This is a genomic window from Tabrizicola sp. (assembly GCF_051645465.1).
GTDB lineage: Bacteria > Pseudomonadota > Alphaproteobacteria > Rhodobacterales > Rhodobacteraceae > Tabrizicola.
The window spans coordinates 16,873-35,616 of sequence record NZ_JBOFBI010000117.1 but is presented as its reverse complement, the minus strand read 5'-3'; the positions used below and the strand labels follow the sequence as shown (position 1 = coordinate 35,616).

The window sequence follows — 18,744 nt, the reverse complement described above, 5'->3', positions numbered from 1 at the left end:
GACGTGGCCTCCTACGCCGAGGCGGGCTCGGTGCGGGTCGATCTGACGGCGCCGGGGCAGTCGACGGGCGAGGCGCTGGGCGATCAGCTCGACGGGATCGAGGGGCTGCAGGGCGGGGTGGGGAACGACACGCTTCTGGGCGACGGGGGGGTGAACCTGATCACCGCAGGCATGGGCCAGGACTGGCTGGAGGGCCGTGCGGGGTCGGACACGCTGCAGGGGTGGGAGGGGAACGACACGCTCTTCGGCGGCGAGGGCGCCGATCTGGTTCAGGGCGGGGCGGGCGACGACCGCGTGGAAGGCGGTCTGGGCGACGACACCGCGTTTGGCGGGGACGGCAACGACACGGTCCTGGGCGGCGAGGGCGCGGACCTGATCGAGGGCAGAAACGGCAATGACCGGCTGGAGAGCGGGGCGGGCAACGACACCGTGTCGGGCGGTGAGGGCAACGACCTGATCCTTGCCAGCCCAGGCGCGGACCTGATCATCGGGGGCGGAGGCAACGACAGCGTCAGCTACGCCGGATCGACCGAGGCGCTGGTCCTCGACCTTGGTCAGGCGGGACTGAACGCGGGTGCGGCGGTGGGGGACGTGCTTTCGGAGATCGAGGAGATCACGGCCACCGCCTTTGCCGACCGGATGACGGGGGATGGGCTGGCGAACTGGCTCCATGGCGCGGAAGGGTCGGACTGGCTGTCCGGCGGTCTTGGGACTGACGCGCTTTACGGCGGGGGCGGGGATGACACGCTTATGGGCGGGGCGGGGTCTGACCGGCTGGAAGGCGGCCTCGGGCGGGACCTGGCAAGCTACGGGGATGCGGGGTCCGGGGTCTGGGCGGATCTGGCGTCGGCGGTGTCGAACACGGGCGACGGGCGGGGCGATGTCTATGTCGGGGTCGAGGACCTTGAGGGCTCGGGCTTTGCCGACACGCTTGGCGGGGACGAGGGGGCGAACCTGATCCTGGGGGGCGGGGGCAGCGATCTCATCCGCGGCCGGGGCGGTGTCGACAGCCTGACGGGCGGTGAGGGTGACGACACGCTGATGGGGGGCGCGGGGGCCGACGTCCTGATCGGCGGCGCGGGCCTGGACGTGGCCTCCTACGCCGAGGCGGGCTCGGTGCGGGTCGATCTGACGGCGCCGGGGCAGTCGACGGGCGAGGCGCTGGGCGATCAGCTCGACGGGATCGAGGGGCTGCAGGGCGGGGTCGGGAACGACACGCTTCTGGGCGACGGGGGGGTGAACCTGATCACCGCGGGCATGGGCCAGGACTGGCTGGAGGGCCGGGCGGGGTCGGACACGCTGCAGGGGTGGGAGGGGAACGACACGCTCTTCGGCGGCGAGGGCGCGGACCTGGTGCAGGGCGGGGCGGGCGACGACCGCGTCGAAGGCGGTGTGGGCGACGACACCGCGTTTGGCGGGGACGGCAACGACACGGTCCTGGGCGGCGAGGGCGCGGACCTGATCGAGGGCAGAAACGGCAATGACAGAGTTGGGGGCGGAGCCGATGGAGACACGCTTTTCGGCGGCAATGGCAATGACACGTTGACTGGGGACGGGGGTCAGGACCGGCTGGACGGCGGCGAGGGTGACGACTGGCTTGAAGGCGGCGCAGACGCGGACAGTGCTTTTGGAGGTAACGGCAACGACGTGTTGTTCGGGGAATGGGGCGAGGATAGCCTCGACGGGGGCGAGGGCAACGACCGGCTGGAAGGCGGGATCGACGCGGACGCGCTCTTCGGCGGCAACGGCGATGACACCTTGACGGGGAGTGAGGGCCAGGACGGGCTGGAGGGCGGTGAGGGCAACGATCGGCTTGAAGGGGGGATCGAAGCGGACACGCTTCTGGGTGGCGGCGGCAACGATGTTTTGGTTGGGGACGGGGGTGAGGACAGCCTCGATGGGGGCGAGGGCAACGACCTGCTGGAAGGTGGGACCGATGCAGATGCGCTTTTCGGCGGCAATGGCAATGACACCTTGACCGGGAGCGATGGCCAGGACGGGCTGGAGGGCGGTGAGGGCAACGATCGGCTTGAAGGGGGGATCGACGCGGACACGCTTCTGGGTGGCGGCGGCGACGACACGATGTTGGGAGGCGATGGTAGCGATGGGTTGGACGGTGGTGCTGGCAACGACCGGCTTGAGGGCGGCGCTGGTGATGACACGCTGACGGGTGGGCTGGGTGTCGACACCTTCGTCTTTGCAACCGGTGCGGACGTGATCACGGACTTCCGGGACCTCGAGGACAAGATCGTTCTGGATCGGGCCATTTGGGGCGGAACCCCGCCCGCCGTCAGCGGCATCGTGGCGGCGGCGACCGTTACGGAGACCGGCGTTCACCTGGATTTCGGCGGCGGGAATACGCTGGACATCCAGGGGATTTTCGACGCAAACCTGCTGACGGACGACATTCTTTTCATGTGACGGGGTTCTGGGATCCATGACGACACGGGTGCTGGTTACGGGGGGCGCGGGCTATATCGGCGCGCATGCCTGCAAGGCGCTGGCGCGCGCCGGGTTCCTGCCGGTGGTCTTCGACAACTTTTCGACGGGCTGGGTCGAGGCGGTGAAGTGGGGCCCGTTTGTCCGCGGCGACCTGATGGACCGGGCCAGCATCGACGCGGCGCTGGCTGAGCATCGACCGGCGGCGGTGATGCATTTCGCGGCGCTGTCGCTGGTGGGCGAGTCGATGAAGGAGCCCGCGCGGTATTGGCGGGTCAACACTGGGGGTGCCCTGAACCTGATCGAGGCTTGTGCGGCCGCTGGAGTGAAGAACTTCGTCTTCTCGTCGACCTGCGCGACTTATGGGGATCAGGACGGGGTGCTTCTGGTCGAGGATACGCCGCAGCGACCGATCAACGCTTATGGCGGCTCGAAGCTTGCAATTGAACAAATGCTACGCGATTTCGGGCTTTCGCATGGAATTTCGCATGTGATCTTTCGATATTTCAACGTGGCAGGCGCCGATCCGGACGGAGAGATCGGCGAGCAGCATGTTCCGGAGACGCACCTTATTCCGCTGATGCTGGATGCTGTTGCGGGCAAACGTCCGGCGCTGACGGTCTTTGGGACGGACTATCCCACGCGCGATGGCACCTGCGTGCGGGACTATGTGCATGTGTCCGACCTTGCGGATGCTCATGTCCTGGGGCTGCAAAGGCTTCTGGATGGCAAGGGGAACGGCGTCTTCTGCCTGGGGACCGGGCGCGGGTTTTCGGTGCGTGAGGTAATCGAGGCAAGCCGGGCGGTCACCAATCGTGAGGTTCCGATCGTGATCGGGGGCCGGCGGGCTGGGGATGCGGCGTCGCTTGTGTCGTCGTCGACGCATGCCATTCATGAGCTGGGCTGGGAGCCGAAGCGGTCGACCCTGCGCGAGATGATCGGCGATGCCTGGGCCTGGGCGCAAAGGCAGGGGTTCTCGGAGTGACGACTGGGTTGGCGGGTCTGGATCATAGGTCCCAGTCGAGCGCGGGTTTCTTTTGTACTGTAGCCGTCGGTTCGGTGCGGCCAAGCCAGGCGCCGCGGAGGGGAAGCTTGCGTTCGGCGCCCCAGTCGCCGGTCACTGTGAGCAGGTCACCGTCCAGCATGACGCCCGCCACGGACTGACCGGTCGGCCAGCGGATCGCACCGAGGATGTGGCGCACCTCGACGGTGCCCATCGGATCAAGCGTGATCAGCGCGGGCTGCCCGGCCGCTGAGAGCGGGTCGGGCGTCTCGTGCGATGACAGTCCCAGGACCGGCAGGACGGCGCCCTCTTCGAGGCCAAGGCAGCCTTTGTGGCGCCCGTTCCAGGGGGCATAGTCCCGGCCGCCATTGGAATGCCAGAGCATGGTCATCGGCAAACTGCGCGGGTTGCGCAGGGACAGGAAGAGATCGCCCTCCTCTGGCCGGACTACGGCAGTCCAGCCAAGGCGGGAGGCGGGGTCTTCGATTCCGGACACGAAATCCTCATGCTGTTCGCCCCAGGGGTAGCGGTGGAGGTTCACCGTGCTGCCGTCCGCGGCCGGAAACTCTGCCGCATCCTCGGCGCGCCTCGGGTAGGCAAGGCGGGAGCGGCCCTGTGTTGTTTCGAGAGGCTGCCCGAGGGTCTCCCACCAGCGTTTGCGCGAGAAGGACAGTTTGGCGCCATTCGGGACCGAGATCATTGCGTGGTTCGAGACCGGCAAAGACCCCGTTCCGCCGATGAAGATATGGCGTTGATAGACGAAGGGGTGGTCGTCTTGGACGGAAAGCTCTTTGACGACAGTCGCGCCTTGGACCTCGCCCGCGAGAACAGCGCGGAGGGTGCCGGGGGTGGATGGTGTGACCTGCCAGTCGCCGTTGGCTGTCAGCCCGTGAAGGCCATGGTCGCCGGGGCCCATCGGAGCGGCAAGAAAGTCGCCTGCAAGCCATTGCTGGTGTGGCGGTGCGTCGGCGGGGACCTCGTCGGGGGTCCAGGGCACGCGGTGGAGGAGTGAGATCGTGGCGCCTTCGTCTGTGACGGCAAAGCTCTGCAGCACGCCGCCACGGGGCACGAAGTCAAGGCTGATGCCACGCGCGGAAATCCTGTGGGTCACGGCATTGCTCCTTCGCTTGTGTCGAAGCTAGCCGGTGCCTGTGCTGCGGCGCAAGGCGGCGTGTCAGGCCGGGAGGAGTTCGAGTGCAACGCCCTGGCCGACCCCGACACAAAGCGCAACGAGGGCCGACTTGCCGCCCGTTTCGGCCAGGCGGCGGGCGGCGGTGCCGGTAATACGTGCGCCCGACATGCCCAAGGGGTGGCCCATGGCAATCGCGCCGCCCTTGGCGTTGAGGCGCGGGTCGTCGTCGGGCAGCCCCCAGGCACGGGTGCAGGCCAGGATCTGGGCGGCAAAGGCCTCGTTCAGCTCGATGACGTCATGGTCGGTGGCGTGGCGACCGGTGCGGGCCTGCAGGCGGTTGGCGGCCTCGACCGGGCCAATGCCCATGATGCGGGGTTCGACGCCACCCGAGGCTGCCTTGCCGATGCGTGCGAGAGGGGTGAGGCCGCGACGGCGGACGGCGGCTTCGCTGGCGAGGATCACCGCGGCCGCGCCGTCGTTCACGCCCGAGGCGTTTCCGGCGGTGACGGTGCCGGGTGAGCGGAAGGGGGTGGGGAGGGCGGCGAGCTTTTCAAGGCTGGTCGGGCGGGGGTGTTCGTCGGTGCTCACGACCGCGTCGCCTTTCCGGCTGGGGATCGTGACGGGCAGGATGTCGGCGGCGTGCCAGGCGGGGTCATAGCGGGATTGGCTGAGGGCGGCATAGCGGTCCTGAGCCTCGCGGGTGATGTGGTGATCGGCGGCAAGGTTTTCGGCGGTCTCGGGCATGGCGTCTGTGCCCCAGAGCTGCGCCATCTTCGGGTGGATGAAGCGCCAGCCGATGGTTGTGTCGAAGATTTCCGGCGCGCGGGCGAAGGGGGTTTCGGCCTTGGGCATCACGAATGGCGCGCGGGACATGCTTTCGACGCCGCCTGCGATGATTATCTCGGCGGCCCCGTCGCGGATGGTGCGGGCGGCGGCGATGACGGCGTCGAGGCCTGAGGCGCAGAGGCGGTTTACCGTAAGGGCCGGAACCTTGGCGCCGAGGCGCGACAGGAGGACGGCCATGCGGGCGACGTTGCGGTTGTCCTCACCGGCCTGGTTGGCGCAGCCGAAGATGACCTCGTCGACCGGCAGGTCGTGGAGGTCGAGAAGGCCGTCGATGACCCGGGTGGCGAGGTCGTCAGGGCGGACGTTGGCAAGTGCGCCCGCGTAGCGACCGATCGGGGTGCGGCGGTGGGCGCAGAGGAATACTTCGGTCATGAAGCCTCCAGCAACGGGGCGGGGTCATAGCGGGGTTTCAGCACCTCGGGGGCGACGACGCGGAGGCGTGCGAGTTCGGCAAGGATGGCGGGTTTGCCGTGCAGGGCCAAGGCCTCGAACGGCCCGCGCGGGAAGTTGAGGCCAAGGCGCATGGCGGTGTCGATACCGTCGGACGTGGCGCCGCCTTCGGCGAGAAGGAAGTGGGCCTCGTTGATGAGGGTGGCTTCGATGCGAAGCGCGATGGCTTTGGCGTCGGGCGGGGGGCTTGCCGAGGGTGCCGGGAAAGTGAAGCCGTGGCCGGTCTTGCGGCCGAGGTTGCCGCTGGCGACCTGCGCTTTCAGCCCATCGAAGGGGTGGTAACGGGGGTGGTTCGCCATGGCCGCACACATGCCTTCGGTGGCCGCAAGGTTGATGTCGGCACCGATGAGGTCGATCAGCGCGAAAGGGCCAAGCCGATAGCCTGCGGCGGTCATGGCGGCGTCGATGTCGGTGGCGCTTCGGCCTTCGGTCAGCAGGGCCAGCGCCTCGCCGTAGTAGGGCCGGGCGCAGCGGTTGACGATGAAGCCGGGGCGGTCGGGGCAGAGGATGACGGTCTTGCCGGTGGCCTCGGTCCAGGCTTTGGCTTGGGCGATGGCTTCGGCGTCGGTCGTGGCGTGGGGGGCGAGTTCCACGAGCTTCATCGCCTGGGGCGGGTTGAAGAAGTGAAGCGCCAGGAGGCGGTCAGGACGGGTGAGGCCCCGTGCGACGGCGTGGATCGGCAGGGAGGATGTGTTGGTCGCAAGGATCGCATCGGGTGCGACGATGGCTTCGAGATCGGCGAAAAGCGCGCGCTTGGCGTCCAGCTGTTCGACGATGGCCTCGATGATCAGTTGGGCGGGGGCGAGGGCGGCGAGGTCCTGGGCTATGGTCAGACGGGACAGGGTGGCGTCGCGGTCATCCTTGGCGAGCTTTCCGGCGGTGACGCGCGATTGCAGCGACTCGGTCAGGCGGGTCCTGGCACTGCCGCGGGCGGGGGCGTGGGCGTCGGTGCCGATGACAGGAAAGCCCGCTTGCGCAAAGACTTGCGCGATGCCGAGGCCCATGGTGCCAAGGCCCACGACGCCGATGACGGGCCGAATGCTCATTGCCCGGTGAACCGGGGTTTGCGCTTTTCGCGAAAGGCGCGGATGCCTTCGGTCTTGTCTGCGGTGTCGTGGAGGGCCTCGAAAGCCGCACGCTCCTGGGCGAAGGCGAGGGATGCCTCGGCCCCTGCGATGAGCGCGGCCTTTGCGGCCATAAGGGCGAGAGGCGCGCGATTGGCGAGCGTTTCCGTCAGCGGGCGAGCGATGGTTTCGGCTTCGCCTTCGGAGAGCCAGCCCGCGATGCCCCAGTCATATGCGGTGGCGGCCGGGAGCATTTCGCCCGTCAGGACCAGCCGCGAGGCCCGCGCCGGTCCGACCAGCGATATCAGCCTCTGTGCCCCGCCTGCGCCGGGGATGATGCCGAGGTTGGTTTCGGGCAGGCCGACGCGGGCGGTGGCCCCAAGGACGAGGCAATCGGCCATCAGCGCAAGTTCAAACCCCCCGCCAAGGGCGAAACCGTCCGCGGCCGCAACCAGAGGCTTGGGAAAGGCACGGATCGCTGCCCAATGCGCCTTGCGCGGGTCGGTGGCGGCCTCGGCGGACGATTTGTGCTCCATCTCGGCAATGTCGGCGCCAGCGGCAAAGTTGCCTTCGGCCCCGGTCACGAGGGCTGCGCGGCAGGACGGGTCATGGGCAAGGCCGGTCAGCGCCTCGGCCAGTCGGGCCAGAAGCGCGGTGTTGAGCGCGTTCTTCACCTCGGGCCGGTTCAGCGTCAGCTTCGTCCAGGCCCCGAACGGTTCGACGATCAGCATCTCCATCAGGTCATCCTGCATTGCTGCGGCAAAATTTCAAGCTGGAAACTTCAAGCTTGAAATTGTTTCCGCTGGATGTCAGGCTTTGATCGATCAGGGACTCTTGGAGGGTCAGGTGAAGGTACTTTGCCTTGGGGGCGGTCCGGCGGGCCTGTACTTCGCGATCTCGATGAAGCTGCGCGACCCCTCGCATCAGGTGACGGTGATGGAGCGGAACCGGGCCAATGACACGTTCGGCTGGGGCGTGGTGCTGTCGGACGACGCGCTGGGGCGGATGCAGAAGAACGACCCGGAATCGACGGAAGGCATCCGGTCGAACTTTGCCTACTGGGACGATATCGCCGTGGTGCATCGGGGGGAGCGGATCGTGTCGGGCGGGCACGGGTTTGCCGGGATCGGGCGGATGAAGCTGTTGCTTCTGCTTCAGGAAAGGGCGCGGGAGCTTGGGGTGGACCTGCAGTTCCAGACCGAGTTCAAGTCGGCCGAGGACTACCGGCGCGATTACGATCTGGTCGTCGCGACCGACGGGATCAACTCACTGGTCCGCAAGGAGTATGCCGAGGTCTTCAAGCCCGACATCGACCAGCGGCTGGTGAAGTTCATCTGGCTTGGCACGCACCAGAAATTCGACGACGCCTTCACCTTCATCTTCGAGGAGACGGAATGGGGCTGGTTCTGGGCCCACGTCTACCAGTTCGACGCCGAGACCGCGACTTTCATCGTCGATTGCATGCCCGACACCTGGGACCGGGCGGGCTTTGCCGACATGTCGAAGGAAGAGATCGTCGCCACCTGCGAGAGGATATTTGCCAAGCACCTTGGCGGCCATGCCCTCATGTCGAACGCCAGCCATTTGCGCGGCTCGGCGGTGTGGATGCAGTTCCCGCGGGTGCTGTGCGAGCGCTGGTACAACGGCAACGTCGTCCTGATGGGCGATGCGGCGGCGACGGGGCATTATTCCATCGGTTCGGGCTCGCGGCTGGCTTTCGACAGTGCCATTGCGCTGGCCGACTACCTGCATTCCGAGCCGACTATGGAGGGGGCCTTCCAGCGCTATCAGGACGAGCGCCGGGTCGAGGTGCTGCGCCTGCAATCGGCGGCGCGGAACAGTCTGGAGTGGTTCGAGCGGGTTGAGCGCTATCTGGACATGGCGCCGATGCAGTTCGCCTATTCGCTTCTGACCCGGAGTCAGCGGATTTCTCATGAGAATCTGCGGCTTCGCGATCCTGAGTGGCTGCGCAAGGCCGAGGACTGGTTCCAGGCCCAGGCCGGAGGTGAGGCCGGGCGTCTGCCGATGTTCGCGCCGTTCCAATTGCGGGGGATGCGGCTGGAGAACCGGATCGTCGTCTCGCCCATGGCGCAGTACAGGGCGGTGGATGGCTGTCCGACCGACTGGCATTTCGTCCACTACGCCGAGCGGGCCAAGGGCGGGGCGGGGCTGGTCTATGTCGAGATGACTTGCGTTTCGGCAGAAGGCCGGATCACGCCGGGCTGCACGGGGCTTTATGCGCCGGAGCATGAGGCGGCCTGGAAGCGGCTGGTGGACTTCGTCCATGCCGAGACGAAGGCAAAGCTCTGCTGCCAGATCGGGCATTCGGGGCGGAAGGGCAGCACGCAGGTGGGGTGGGACGAGGGGGATGCTCCTTTGCCCGCGGGCAACTGGCCGGTCATGAGCGCTAGCGCGATCCCGTGGAGCAGGAAGAACGCGGTGCCGAAGGAGATGACCCGGGCGGACATGGATATGGTGCGGGACCAGTTTGTGGCCTCGACCAGGATGGTCGAGCGGGCCGGATTTGACATGATCGAACTTCATGCAGCGCATGGTTATCTGATTTCGGCTTTCATCAGCCCATTATCGAACATCAGGACTGATGAGTACGGTGGGAGCCTTGAGAACCGGATGCGCTGGCCATTGGAGGTTTTCCGCGCCATGCGCGCGGCCTGGCCGACGGAAAAGCCGATGTCGGTCCGGATTTCGGCAAACGACTGGGTGGGCGAGACGGGGGTAACCCCCGACGATGCGGTGGCGATTGCAAAGTTGTTTGCGGCTGCTGGTGCGGACATCATCGATGTGAGCGCGGGGCAGACCTCGACTGAAGCGAAACCGATCTATGGCCGGATGTTCCAGACCCCGTTCTCGGACCGCATCCGCAACGAGGCGGGGCTGGCGACCATTGCGGTGGGCAACATCACCGAGGCGGATCAGGTGAACTCGATCCTGCTTGCGGGTCGGGCCGATCTTGTGGCGCTGGCCCGCCCGCATCTGGCCGATCCGTACTGGACGCTGCATGCTGCGGTGAATGCCGGGGACGACCGGGCCTTCTGGCCGGACCCCTATCTTGCAGGGCGGGACCAGGCGCTGCGGCTGCAGGCGCGGGCACAGGAGGTGATCCGGGTATGAGCCTGAGCGGCAAGCGCGTTCTGGTGACGGGGGGCGGGTCCGGTGCGGGGGCCGACCTTGCGCGCGGCTTTGTCAAAGCGGGGGCGGAGGTGGTGATCTCGGGCCGTCGTATCGGTGCCCTGCGCGAGGTTGCAGAACCCCTTGGCGCACGGTGGGTGCAGGCCGATGTCACCGATGAGGCATCGGTGCAGCGGATGTTTCAGGAGGCGGGCCCGTGCGACGTCGTCATCGCCAATGCGGGAGCGGCCGACAGTACGGTGATGGCAAGAACCACGCTTGCCCAGTGGAATGCGATGATCGCGGTCAACCTGACGGGTGTGTTCCTGACCTTCCGGGCGGCACTTGGCCAGTTCCGGGGGGATGGAAGGCTGATCGCCGTAGCCTCGACGGCGGGGCTCAAGGGCTATGCGAAGATCGTGCCCTATGCGGCGGCGAAGCATGGGGTCGTGGGGCTGGTCCGCTCGCTGGCGCTGGAGGTGGCGCGCAAGGGGATTACGGTCAATGCGATCTGTCCGGGGTATCTGGATACACCGATGACCGATCACTCCGTTCAGGTCATCGCCGAAAAGACGGGCCGCAGCCTGGCGGAAGCGCGCGTGGTGCTGGAAGCCCTCAGCCCGCAGGGGCGGCTGTACCAGCCGTCCGAAGTCACGGCGGCGGCGCTTTACCTTGCGTCTGGCGCGGCGCGTGGGGTGAACGGCGCTTGCCTGACGATTTCGGGGGGCGAAGTGTGAGCGAAGGATCGAAGCGGCGGCTGAAGATGTGGGTGCGGCTTCTGGGCGTGACCAGGGCGTCGGAGAACCATCTGCGCGAGTTCCTGCGGCTGCAGCACGACACGACGCTGCCGCGGTTCGACGTGATGGCCGCACTTTACCGCCGCCGCGACGGTGTCACGATGAGCGACCTTTCGCGGATGCTTCTGGTCTCGAACGGCAATGCGACGGCTGTGGTGGACCGGTTGGAAGGCGACGGATTCGTGCGGCGGACGCCAAGCGAAGTCGACCGACGGACGGTTCATGTGGCGCTGACCCCGGAGGGGCTGAAAGCGTTCGAGGTGATGGCCGAGGGCCACGAAACCGAGGTCGCGCGGCTTTTTGCCCGGCTGTCGGAGGAGGACCTGGAGCACATGACCACGATCTTGAAGAGGATGGGTCAATGAGCAAGCTGGCGGGGTTGAAGCCCAGGCATTTCCTTTGGGCGGTGGAGGACGGGGTGGCCGTGATCCGGCTGAACCGTCCGGAGCGCAAGAACCCGCTCACTTTCGAGAGCTATGCCGAGTTGCGCGACACGTTCCGGGCGCTGGCCTATGCAAGCGACGTGGATGTGGTGGTCTTTGCCTCGAACGGCGGCAATTTCTGCTCGGGCGGTGACGTGCATGACATCATCGGCCCGCTGATCGGGCTGCCGATGAAGGAGCTTCTGGCTTTCACGCGGATGACCGGGGATCTGGTGAAGGCGATGATCAGCTGCGGCAAGCCGGTGATCTCGGCAGTTGATGGGGTGGCCGTGGGGGCTGGTGCGATCATCGCAATGGCGTCCGACCTGCGGCTGGCGACCCCTGCCGCGCAATGTGCGTTTCTCTTCACCCGCGTCGGTCTTGCGGGCTGTGACATGGGGGCGTGCGCGATGCTGCCCCGGATCATCGGCCAGGGCCGGGCGGCAGAGCTTATGTACACCGGTCGGGTGATGGGGGCGGAAGAGGGCCTGGCCTGGGGGTTCTGGAACGCGCTTCATCCAGCCGAGGCGCTGGAGGCGGAAGCGATGGCTTTGGCGCGGCGGTTGGCTTCTGGGCCGACGTTTGCGCACGGGATGACCAAGACCCAGCTCAATCAGGAATGGAACATGGGGCTGGAACAGGCGATCGAGGCCGAGGCGCAAGCCCAGGCGATCTGCATGCAGACGAAGGACTTCGAGCGGGCGTATCGGGCTTTTGTCGCGAAGGAAAAACCGGTGTTTCGAGGCGACTGATGGCGGACCGGGGGCCAGCCCCCGGACCCCCGGGATATTTGTGGACAAAGAATGAGCGATACGAGTTTCCTTGATTGGCCGTTCTTCGAGCCCCGCCATCGCGACCTGGCGGCGGCTTTGGAAGCTTGGTGCGCGGTGAACCTGCCGGTCGCGCATGATGATGTGGATGCGGCGTGCAAGGGGTTGGTGGCGGCGCTTGGGGCCGGGGGGTGGCTCATGCACTCGGGTGTCGGGGCGGGGGAGCGGCTGGATGTACGCTCGCTTTGCTTGATCCGCGAGACGCTGGCGCGGCATGACGGGCTCGCTGACTTCGCCTTTGCCATGCAAGGCCTGGGGATGGGGGCGGTGTCGCTGTTCGGGTCCGAGGTGCAGCGCGAGTGGTTGGCGAGGACGCGGGCGGGGGAGGCGATATCGGGGTTCGCGCTGACTGAGCCGGGGTCAGGGTCGGACGTGGCGGCGACGGCGACCGTGGCCGAGCGGGTGGCCGGTGGCTGGCGGGTTAGCGGTGAGAAGACATACATCTCGAACGGGGGGATTGCCGATGTGTACGTGGTCTTCGCGCGGACCGGCGAGGCACCCGGCGCGCGGGGGATGTCGGCGTTTCTGATGCCTGCTGCGACGCCTGGGCTGGAGGTGGTGAGACGGATCGAGGTCATGGCTCCGCATCCACTGGCCCATCTGCGGCTGACCGATCTTTTCCTGCCGGATGAGGCCTTGATCGGCACGTCAGGGGAAGGGTTCAAGATTGCCATGTCGGTCCTGGATGTCTTCCGTCCGACAGTGGGGGCTGCGGCTTTGGGCTTTGCGCGGCGGGCGCTGGATGAGGCTTTGGCCCGGACGCAGAGCCGCCGGATCCAGGGGCAGGCGTTGTCGGACCTGCAGCTGGTCCAGGGGCATCTGGCCGATATGGCGCTGGAGATCGACGCCTCGGCGCTGCTGGTCTACCGGGCGGCCTGGGTGAAGGATCAGGGGGCTGCGCGGGTTAGCCGCGAGGCTGCGATGGCGAAGCTTTACGCGACCGAGGCGGCGCAGCAGGTGATCGACATGGCGGTGCAGTTGCATGGCGGCGATGGGGTGCGGCAGGGCTTTGCGGTCGAGAGCCTTTACCGGGAGATCCGGGCTTTGCGGATTTATGAAGGCGCTAGCGACGTCCAGCGCATCATCATCGCGAGGAGTATTCTGGGGTGATCTCCGAAAGGCTGATTGGGGGCGAGTTAAATGGTTGCAGTCCTGTGGGTGATGGCGCGCTGTCAGGAGGCCAAGGATGAGCCACGAGATCCTTCACCCCCGGCACTGGAAGCCCGCGAAGGGGTATGCCAACGGCGTCGCCGCCGAGGGGCGGATGGTCTTTACCGGCGGGATCATCGGCTGGAACGCCGAGCAAATATTTGAGACCGACGATTTCGTGGGTCAGGTCGAGCAGGTGTTGCGCTCGATCGTCGAGGTGCTGGCCTGTGCGGGGGCCGGGCCGGAGCATCTGGTGCGGTTGACCTGGTATGTGACCGACAAGCGCGAATACCTCGCCCGGCTGAAGGAGCTGGGGGCGGTCTACCAGGCGGTGATCGGGCGGCATTACCCGGCCATGGCCTTGGTGCAGGTGGTGGCGCTGGTCGAGGACCGCGCCAAGGTGGAGATCGAAGCGACGGCGGTGATCGGGACGTAGGGAGAAGGGACATGCTGGGACCGTCAGGGCACACCGACACCTTCACTCGCGACCGGCTTCCGCCAGCCGGGGACTGGCCGGAGATCAGGCTCGCAGGCTTCGACTACCCGGAATGGCTGAATGCGGGGGTGGAGCTGACCGATGCGATGGTCGCCAAGGGTTTCGGCGACCACACAGCGCTGATCGGCAATGGCCGGAGCCGCACTTACAAGGAGCTGACCGACTGGTCGAACCGCATCGCCCATGCGCTGGTCGAGGATTACGGGGTCAGGCCCGGCAACCGGGTGCTGATCAGGTCGGCAAACAACCCGGCGATGGTGGCGTGCTGGCTGGCCGCGACCAAGGCGGGGGCGGTGGTGGTGAACACCATGCCGATGCTGCGGGCGGGGGAGCTTTCCGCGATTGTCGACAAGGCCGAGGTCGCGCTGGCGCTCTGCGACACGCGGCTGATGGAGGAGCTGGTCACCTGTGCGAAGGGGTCGAAGTTCCTGAAAGCGGTGATCGGATTTGACGGCACTGCAAACCACGATGCGGAATTGGACCGGGTGGCCCTGTCGAAATCCGTGCGGTTCCAGGCAGTCAGGACGGGGCGGGACGATGTGGCGCTTCTGGGGTTTACCTCGGGCACAACGGGTGAGCCGAAGGCGACGATGCATTTCCATCGTGATCTTCTGATCATCGCGGATGGTTATGCGCACGAGGTGTTGCGGGTTACGCCCGAGGATGTCTTCGTGGGCTCGCCTCCGCTGGCCTTTACCTTCGGTCTTGGAGGGCTGGCGATCTTTCCGCTGCGCTTTGGTGCCGCGGCGGCTTTGCTGGAGCAGGCCTCGCCCCCGAACCTGATCGAGATCATCCAGAAGCACCGGGCGACGGTTTGCTTCACCGCGCCCACTGCCTATCGCGTGATGCTGAAGGCCATGGCCGAGGGAGCGGACCTATCCAGCTTGCGCGCGGCCGTTTCTGCGGGCGAGACGCTGCCGGCGCCTGTCTATGAGGAGTGGATCGCCAAGACGGGCAAGCCGATGCTCGACGGGATTGGTGCGACCGAGTTGCTGCATATCTTCATCACCAACCGGTTCGACGATCACCGTCCGGGCTGTACCGGGCGGCCCGTCACGGGCTATGAGGCCCGGATCGTGGACGATGAGATGCGCGAGCTGCCACGGGGCGAGGTCGGGCGGCTGGCGGTCAGGGGGCCTACGGGGTGCCGGTATCTGTCGGACGCACGGCAGACGAAATACGTCCGGGACGGTTGGAACCTGACGGGCGACAGCTTCTGGCAGGACGAGGAGGGCCGCTTCCACTTTGCCGCGCGGTCGGACGACATGATCGTGAGCTCGGGCTACAACATCGCGGGGCCAGAGGTCGAAGCGGCGCTCCTGTCGCATCCGGCGGTGCTGGAATGCGCGGTGGTGGGTGCGCCGGACGAGGAACGCGGCCAGATCGTCGAGGCGCATGTGGTGCTTGCAGCGGGACAAGAACCTGGGGACGGCATGGTCAAGACGCTGCAGGACCATGTCAAAGCGACCATCGCGCCGTTCAAGTATCCCCGGCGGGTGAAGTTCGTGGATGCTTTACCGAAGACCCAGACGGGAAAGATCCAGCGGTTCCGCCTGCGGGGGTAACCCCGGTGCGCTGACGCGCCGGGGCATGGCTCAGGTCTGGTTCTGGCCCATCCGGGCGTAGGCCGCAGGGTCAGCGGACTTCAGGCGCGAGGCCATCAGGAAACCGACGATCCCGGCCAGCGGGATCAGACTGGGAAGAATCCAGCTTAGGCGGCCACCCGTGGTCGTGGTCAGGTCGCCGAAGTTCATGAAGATGTAGATGAAGAGCGCCACCATGATCGCGCCCGATACCGTGGGCAGGATCAGGCTTGCCAGCGGGGAGGCGGTGGCGGTGCCGGACCGGAAGAAGGCGATGATCGCGAGCGACGTGATCGCCATCATCGCCAGCACGCCCAAGGTTCCAAGCTGGCTGACCCAGGTGAAGAGGTTCAGCACAGGGTCGAGCCCCAGCCAGGCGAAGACGCCGACAACGACCAGCGCTGTCACCGTCTGCATCACCGAACCGATGTGCGGGCTTTGATGCTGGTCATGGGTCTTTCCGAACGCGGACGGCAAAAGCCCCTCACGGCCCGCGACATAGGAATAGCGGGCGATGTAGTTGTGAAACGCGCTGACCGCCGCGAAGAGGCTGGAGACCAGGAGGATGCCCGCGATCATTGGCACCGGCCCGCCGACATACCGGCCCGCCAGTTCGAAGAAGAACGCGGTCGGATCGGGCAGGGCGGCGATGCCGGACTGAAGCTCGGCCACCCCGGCCCCGGCGATCAGAAGCCAGGTTACGAAGACGAAGAACACCCCGATCATGAGGACCGACAGATAGGTCGCACGTGGAATGGTGCGTTCCGGGTCACGGGCTTCCTCGGAATAGATCGTCGTCGCCTCGAACCCGATGAAGGACCCCAGGCAAAGCAGGATCGCCAGCGTGACCGAGCCCGAGGTGATCGTCGGCCAGTCGAAGAACGGGATCGACAGGCCCGCAGCACCGCCCTGGAACAGGATGGCGAAGGCGACGATCAGGACGATCAGGTATTCCAGCGCCACCAGCACGATCAGCACCTTGGCCGACAGGTCGACCTGCCGGTAGCCGAGGACCGCGACAAGGGCGATGGCGATCAGGCTCCAACCCCACCAGGGGAGCGCAATGCCCATCTCGCCGAAGACGCCCGAGGCGACACCGCCGAGAAGGCCAAGAAGGCCGACCTGCATGGCGTTGTAGGCGACGATGGCGATCATCGATACCGCCCCGCCAGCACCTCCGCCAAGGCCGCGCGCGGCATAGGCATAGAACGCGCCCGCGTTCGAGACATGGCGCGACATCGCGACATAGCCGACCGAGAAGGCCAGCATCACAAGCGTGATGAAGACGAAGGTCGCGGGGATGCCCGCGCCGTTCCCGGCGAGGAAGGCGATGGGCATCGCCCCCGCGACCCCCGTCAGCGGTGCGGCGGCCGAGACCACCATGAACGTGACCGCAATCAGCCCCAGCGAATTGCGCCGGAGCCGGTTCGGCCCGATTTCCTTGAATTCCGACATTGTTCCCTCTCCGTTGGATGGCCCCCCGGTCTTCTTGCCGGAGTGGCAGGTCGTCTGCAGCTCTTACTTATCGCCGCAGATTACTTAACAGTCTAACTATCGGGCGGCAGATGTATAGCCTTTCTGTAGGCCCGCTGGCCGTAAAGCAGCGCTGACGAGTTGTCCGAAAGGCGTACCGCAACCACTCGGCCGACGATGATGTGATGCGTCTCCCATAGAAGGGCAGTCGCGAGGCGGCATTCGAAGGTTGCGGTCGCACCGGAGAGGATCGGCTGACCCCCTTCTCCAGTCTCCCAGGCCACCTGGTCGAACCGCTCGGCGCGGTCAGCGCTGCTGCGGCCCGCGAAAAGGTTGGCGATCTGCTGCTGGTCTTCGGCCAGAAGATTGGCGCAGAAGGCCCGGTTCTGCAGGATGGCCGTCGCGGCGGGCGACTGGCGGTTGATGCAGACCAGCAGCGAGGGTTGCTCGCCATCGGCCGAGACCGAGGTCAGCGACGATACGGTGACGCCTGCCCGCCCGCCTTCGCCATCGGTGGTTGCTACCGCCACGAAGGTTGCCGCACGGCTCATCCCTTCGACGAAGGCTGCACGAATGTCCATTCAATCACCCCAGATCAAAGAAGCGTTGCAATTCCACGTCGGGAACCTTCCTGCGGAACTCGTCGTGCTGAGCTTCCCTGGTGGCAGTGAAGCCGTCAACAAAGCGGAGGCCCAGCCAGTCGCGGGCGAACTCGGACGCGCGAAGGCGGCTGATTGCCTCGGGCATCGACCGCGCAAAATCCCGCGCCGGTTCCTGGGTATAGCCCGAGCCGATGACCTCGGGCTCCGGCTCGATCTGGCCCAGTATCCCTGCGACCCCCGCGGCGACGGTGGCGGCGACAGTCAGGTATGGGTTGGTGTCGGCCCCCGGCAGGCGGTTTTCGACCCGTAGCGAGCCTGCGTCATGACCGACAATCCGGAAGCAGGTCGTGCGGTTTTCATAGCCCCAGGTCAGGCCAGGCGGCGCAAACGTGCCAGGCGCAAAGCGGCGGTAGCTGTTCACGGTGGGCTGGAAGATCAGGGTCATGTCGCCAATGTAGGTCTGAAGTCCGCCAAGGAACCACCTCAAGATCTGGCCGACGCCATTTTTCTGGGATTCGTCCCAGAAGAGCGGCTTGCCCGCCCCGTCTTTCAGGCTGACGTGCAGGTGGATCGACTGGCTGTCGGCCTGTTCGCTCCACCTTGGCATGAAGGTCACCGACTTGCCCTGCCGAAGGGCCAGTGCCCGGATGAAGTTCTTCAGAAGCACCAGCTGATCGGCAGGCTCCAGCCCCTCGCCCGCCGCAATGCAGGCCTCCATGAAGCCAGGGCCGATCTCCTCATGCATCTTGGCAAGGTCGATCCTTAACGGCTCGCAGATTGCTGCGACCGCCTCGTACCACTCGGTCTGGACGGCCTGATACAGCACCAGGTCGTGGCTTGCGTGCTGGGTCGCGGCCTTGAGGTTCCGATAGCCCTTGGCCCTGGCGCTTTCAGGGGTTTCGTCGAAGAGCGTATACTCCAGCTCCATCCCGTATTTCGGAAAGAACCCCGCCTCCGCTGCCCGCGCAAGCGTCCGCGACAGGATCGAACGGGGGCACAGTTCGGCCGATGCGCCAGTGAAGTTCGACAGGACCAGAAGGTCATACCCCGGCTTGGACCAGGGCAGACGACGGGCGCTGGACGGGTCGAGCACCAGCGGATCGTCGTGGAAGTCCCCGGTCTCGTCATTCACGCCCGGCAGGTTGAGAAGGACATCGGTCGGGTCAAGCGACAGCTGCGCCGGGGCCATCCCCATGCCATTCGTCGCTATGCCCCTAAGGCTTGAGGCCGAGACCATCTGGCCCCTGAGCAGGCCATTGGTGTCTGCCATCGCCACGGTCGCGAAGCGGCTGGCGGGATCGGAAAGGAAGTCGTCGATCAGTGTCATCG

At 66.3% G+C, this 18,744-nt stretch carries 16 protein-coding genes; 9 read left to right on the top strand and 7 right to left on the bottom strand.

The window, feature by feature from the left end:
* The coding region (locus ACRCSW_RS07325) for a calcium-binding protein (RefSeq protein WP_438703837.1) at window positions 1-2,421 on the top strand (2,421 nt) is incomplete at its 5' end.
* Between the two features lie 16 nt (window positions 2,422-2,437).
* Window positions 2,438-3,424: a UDP-glucose 4-epimerase GalE gene (gene galE, locus ACRCSW_RS07320; RefSeq protein WP_438703836.1), complete on the top strand. Its 987-nt coding sequence runs from the start codon at window positions 2,438-2,440 to the stop codon at window positions 3,422-3,424.
* Window positions 3,425-3,446: 22 nt separating this feature from the next.
* Here galE and ACRCSW_RS07315 read toward each other — a convergent pair whose 3' ends face one another.
* From ACRCSW_RS07315 to ACRCSW_RS07300, 4 genes are all read right to left on the bottom strand, one after another.
* Window positions 3,447-4,553, bottom strand: coding sequence for a hypothetical protein (locus tag ACRCSW_RS07315; protein WP_438703834.1), 1,107 nt, complete (start codon window positions 4,551-4,553; stop codon window positions 3,447-3,449).
* Between the two features lie 63 nt (window positions 4,554-4,616).
* A complete protein-coding gene (locus ACRCSW_RS07310) occupies window positions 4,617-5,792 on the bottom strand; it encodes an acetyl-CoA C-acyltransferase (RefSeq protein ID WP_438703833.1) in 1,176 nt (391 codons plus the stop codon).
* Window positions 5,789-6,916: a 3-hydroxyacyl-CoA dehydrogenase NAD-binding domain-containing protein gene (locus tag ACRCSW_RS07305; RefSeq protein WP_438703831.1), complete on the bottom strand. Its 1,128-nt coding sequence runs from the start codon at window positions 6,914-6,916 to the stop codon at window positions 5,789-5,791. The genes ACRCSW_RS07310 and ACRCSW_RS07305 overlap by 4 nt, the downstream gene beginning before the upstream one ends.
* Window positions 6,913-7,671: an enoyl-CoA hydratase-related protein gene (locus tag ACRCSW_RS07300; RefSeq protein ID WP_438703829.1), complete on the bottom strand. Its 759-nt coding sequence runs from the start codon at window positions 7,669-7,671 to the stop codon at window positions 6,913-6,915. Before ACRCSW_RS07300 ends, ACRCSW_RS07305 begins: the two co-directional genes overlap by 4 nt.
* Before the next feature lie 109 nt (window positions 7,672-7,780).
* Here ACRCSW_RS07300 and ACRCSW_RS07295 point away from each other — a divergent pair, with 109 nt between their 5' ends.
* From ACRCSW_RS07295 to ACRCSW_RS07265, 7 genes are all read left to right on the top strand, one after another.
* Complete coding sequence (locus ACRCSW_RS07295; RefSeq protein WP_438703839.1) at window positions 7,781-10,066, top strand: bifunctional salicylyl-CoA 5-hydroxylase/oxidoreductase; 2,286 nt, start codon at window positions 7,781-7,783, stop codon at window positions 10,064-10,066.
* The gene (locus ACRCSW_RS07290) at window positions 10,063-10,800 is read left to right on the top strand and encodes an SDR family NAD(P)-dependent oxidoreductase (protein ID WP_438703827.1); all 738 of its coding nucleotides are present in this window, start codon (window positions 10,063-10,065) and stop codon (window positions 10,798-10,800) included. The genes ACRCSW_RS07295 and ACRCSW_RS07290 overlap by 4 nt, the downstream gene beginning before the upstream one ends.
* Window positions 10,797-11,225 (top strand): MarR family winged helix-turn-helix transcriptional regulator, encoded by a 429-nt coding sequence (locus ACRCSW_RS07285; RefSeq protein WP_438703826.1) that lies wholly within the window; start codon window positions 10,797-10,799, stop codon window positions 11,223-11,225. The genes ACRCSW_RS07290 and ACRCSW_RS07285 overlap by 4 nt, the downstream gene beginning before the upstream one ends.
* Window positions 11,222-12,034 (top strand): enoyl-CoA hydratase family protein, encoded by an 813-nt coding sequence (locus ACRCSW_RS07280; RefSeq protein WP_438703824.1) that lies wholly within the window; start codon window positions 11,222-11,224, stop codon window positions 12,032-12,034. The genes ACRCSW_RS07285 and ACRCSW_RS07280 overlap by 4 nt, the downstream gene beginning before the upstream one ends.
* A gap of 51 nt (window positions 12,035-12,085) precedes the next feature.
* Window positions 12,086-13,222, top strand: a complete 1,137-nt coding sequence (locus tag ACRCSW_RS07275) for an acyl-CoA dehydrogenase family protein (protein ID WP_438703823.1) — start codon at window positions 12,086-12,088, stop codon at window positions 13,220-13,222.
* A gap of 76 nt (window positions 13,223-13,298) precedes the next feature.
* Window positions 13,299-13,697: a RidA family protein gene (locus tag ACRCSW_RS07270; RefSeq protein WP_438703822.1), complete on the top strand. Its 399-nt coding sequence runs from the start codon at window positions 13,299-13,301 to the stop codon at window positions 13,695-13,697.
* An 11-nt stretch (window positions 13,698-13,708) separates the two neighbouring features.
* Entirely contained in the window at window positions 13,709-15,322 is a 1,614-nt protein-coding gene (locus ACRCSW_RS07265; protein WP_438703821.1) for an AMP-binding protein, read from the top strand.
* Window positions 15,323-15,352: 30 nt separating this feature from the next.
* Here the strand turns inward: ACRCSW_RS07265 and ACRCSW_RS07260 are convergent, their stop codons facing one another.
* From ACRCSW_RS07260 to ACRCSW_RS07250, 3 genes are all read right to left on the bottom strand, one after another.
* Entirely contained in the window at window positions 15,353-16,795 is a 1,443-nt protein-coding gene (locus tag ACRCSW_RS07260) for an APC family permease (RefSeq protein WP_438703819.1), read from the bottom strand.
* 92 nt (window positions 16,796-16,887) lie between these two features.
* Complete coding sequence (locus tag ACRCSW_RS07255; protein ID WP_438703817.1) at window positions 16,888-17,394, bottom strand: flavin reductase family protein; 507 nt, start codon at window positions 17,392-17,394, stop codon at window positions 16,888-16,890.
* Window positions 17,395-17,398: 4 nt separating this feature from the next.
* Window positions 17,399-18,742: a glutamine synthetase family protein gene (locus ACRCSW_RS07250; RefSeq protein ID WP_438703816.1), complete on the bottom strand. Its 1,344-nt coding sequence runs from the start codon at window positions 18,740-18,742 to the stop codon at window positions 17,399-17,401.
* Between the last annotated feature and the right edge of the window lie 2 nt (window positions 18,743-18,744).

Excerpts from the sequence above, each read along its gene's own strand:
- galE (WP_438703836.1), top strand. The coding sequence starts at position 2,438 with ATGACGACACGGGTGCTGGTTACGGGGGGCGCGGGCTATATCGGCGCG.
- ACRCSW_RS07310 (WP_438703833.1), bottom strand. The coding sequence starts at position 5,792 with ATGACCGAAGTATTCCTCTGCGCCCACCGCCGCACCCCGATCGGTCGC.
- ACRCSW_RS07305 (WP_438703831.1), bottom strand. The coding sequence starts at position 6,916 with ATGAGCATTCGGCCCGTCATCGGCGTCGTGGGCCTTGGCACCATGGGC.
- ACRCSW_RS07300 (WP_438703829.1), bottom strand. The coding sequence starts at position 7,671 with ATGGAGATGCTGATCGTCGAACCGTTCGGGGCCTGGACGAAGCTGACG.
- ACRCSW_RS07290 (WP_438703827.1), top strand. The coding sequence starts at position 10,063 with ATGAGCCTGAGCGGCAAGCGCGTTCTGGTGACGGGGGGCGGGTCCGGT.
- ACRCSW_RS07280 (WP_438703824.1), top strand. The coding sequence starts at position 11,222 with ATGAGCAAGCTGGCGGGGTTGAAGCCCAGGCATTTCCTTTGGGCGGTG.
- ACRCSW_RS07275 (WP_438703823.1), top strand. The coding sequence starts at position 12,086 with ATGAGCGATACGAGTTTCCTTGATTGGCCGTTCTTCGAGCCCCGCCAT.
- ACRCSW_RS07270 (WP_438703822.1), top strand. The coding sequence starts at position 13,299 with ATGAGCCACGAGATCCTTCACCCCCGGCACTGGAAGCCCGCGAAGGGG.
- ACRCSW_RS07265 (WP_438703821.1), top strand. The coding sequence starts at position 13,709 with ATGCTGGGACCGTCAGGGCACACCGACACCTTCACTCGCGACCGGCTT.
- ACRCSW_RS07260 (WP_438703819.1), bottom strand. The coding sequence starts at position 16,795 with ATGTCGGAATTCAAGGAAATCGGGCCGAACCGGCTCCGGCGCAATTCG.
- ACRCSW_RS07255 (WP_438703817.1), bottom strand. The coding sequence starts at position 17,394 with ATGGACATTCGTGCAGCCTTCGTCGAAGGGATGAGCCGTGCGGCAACC.
- ACRCSW_RS07250 (WP_438703816.1), bottom strand. The coding sequence starts at position 18,742 with ATGACACTGATCGACGACTTCCTTTCCGATCCCGCCAGCCGCTTCGCG.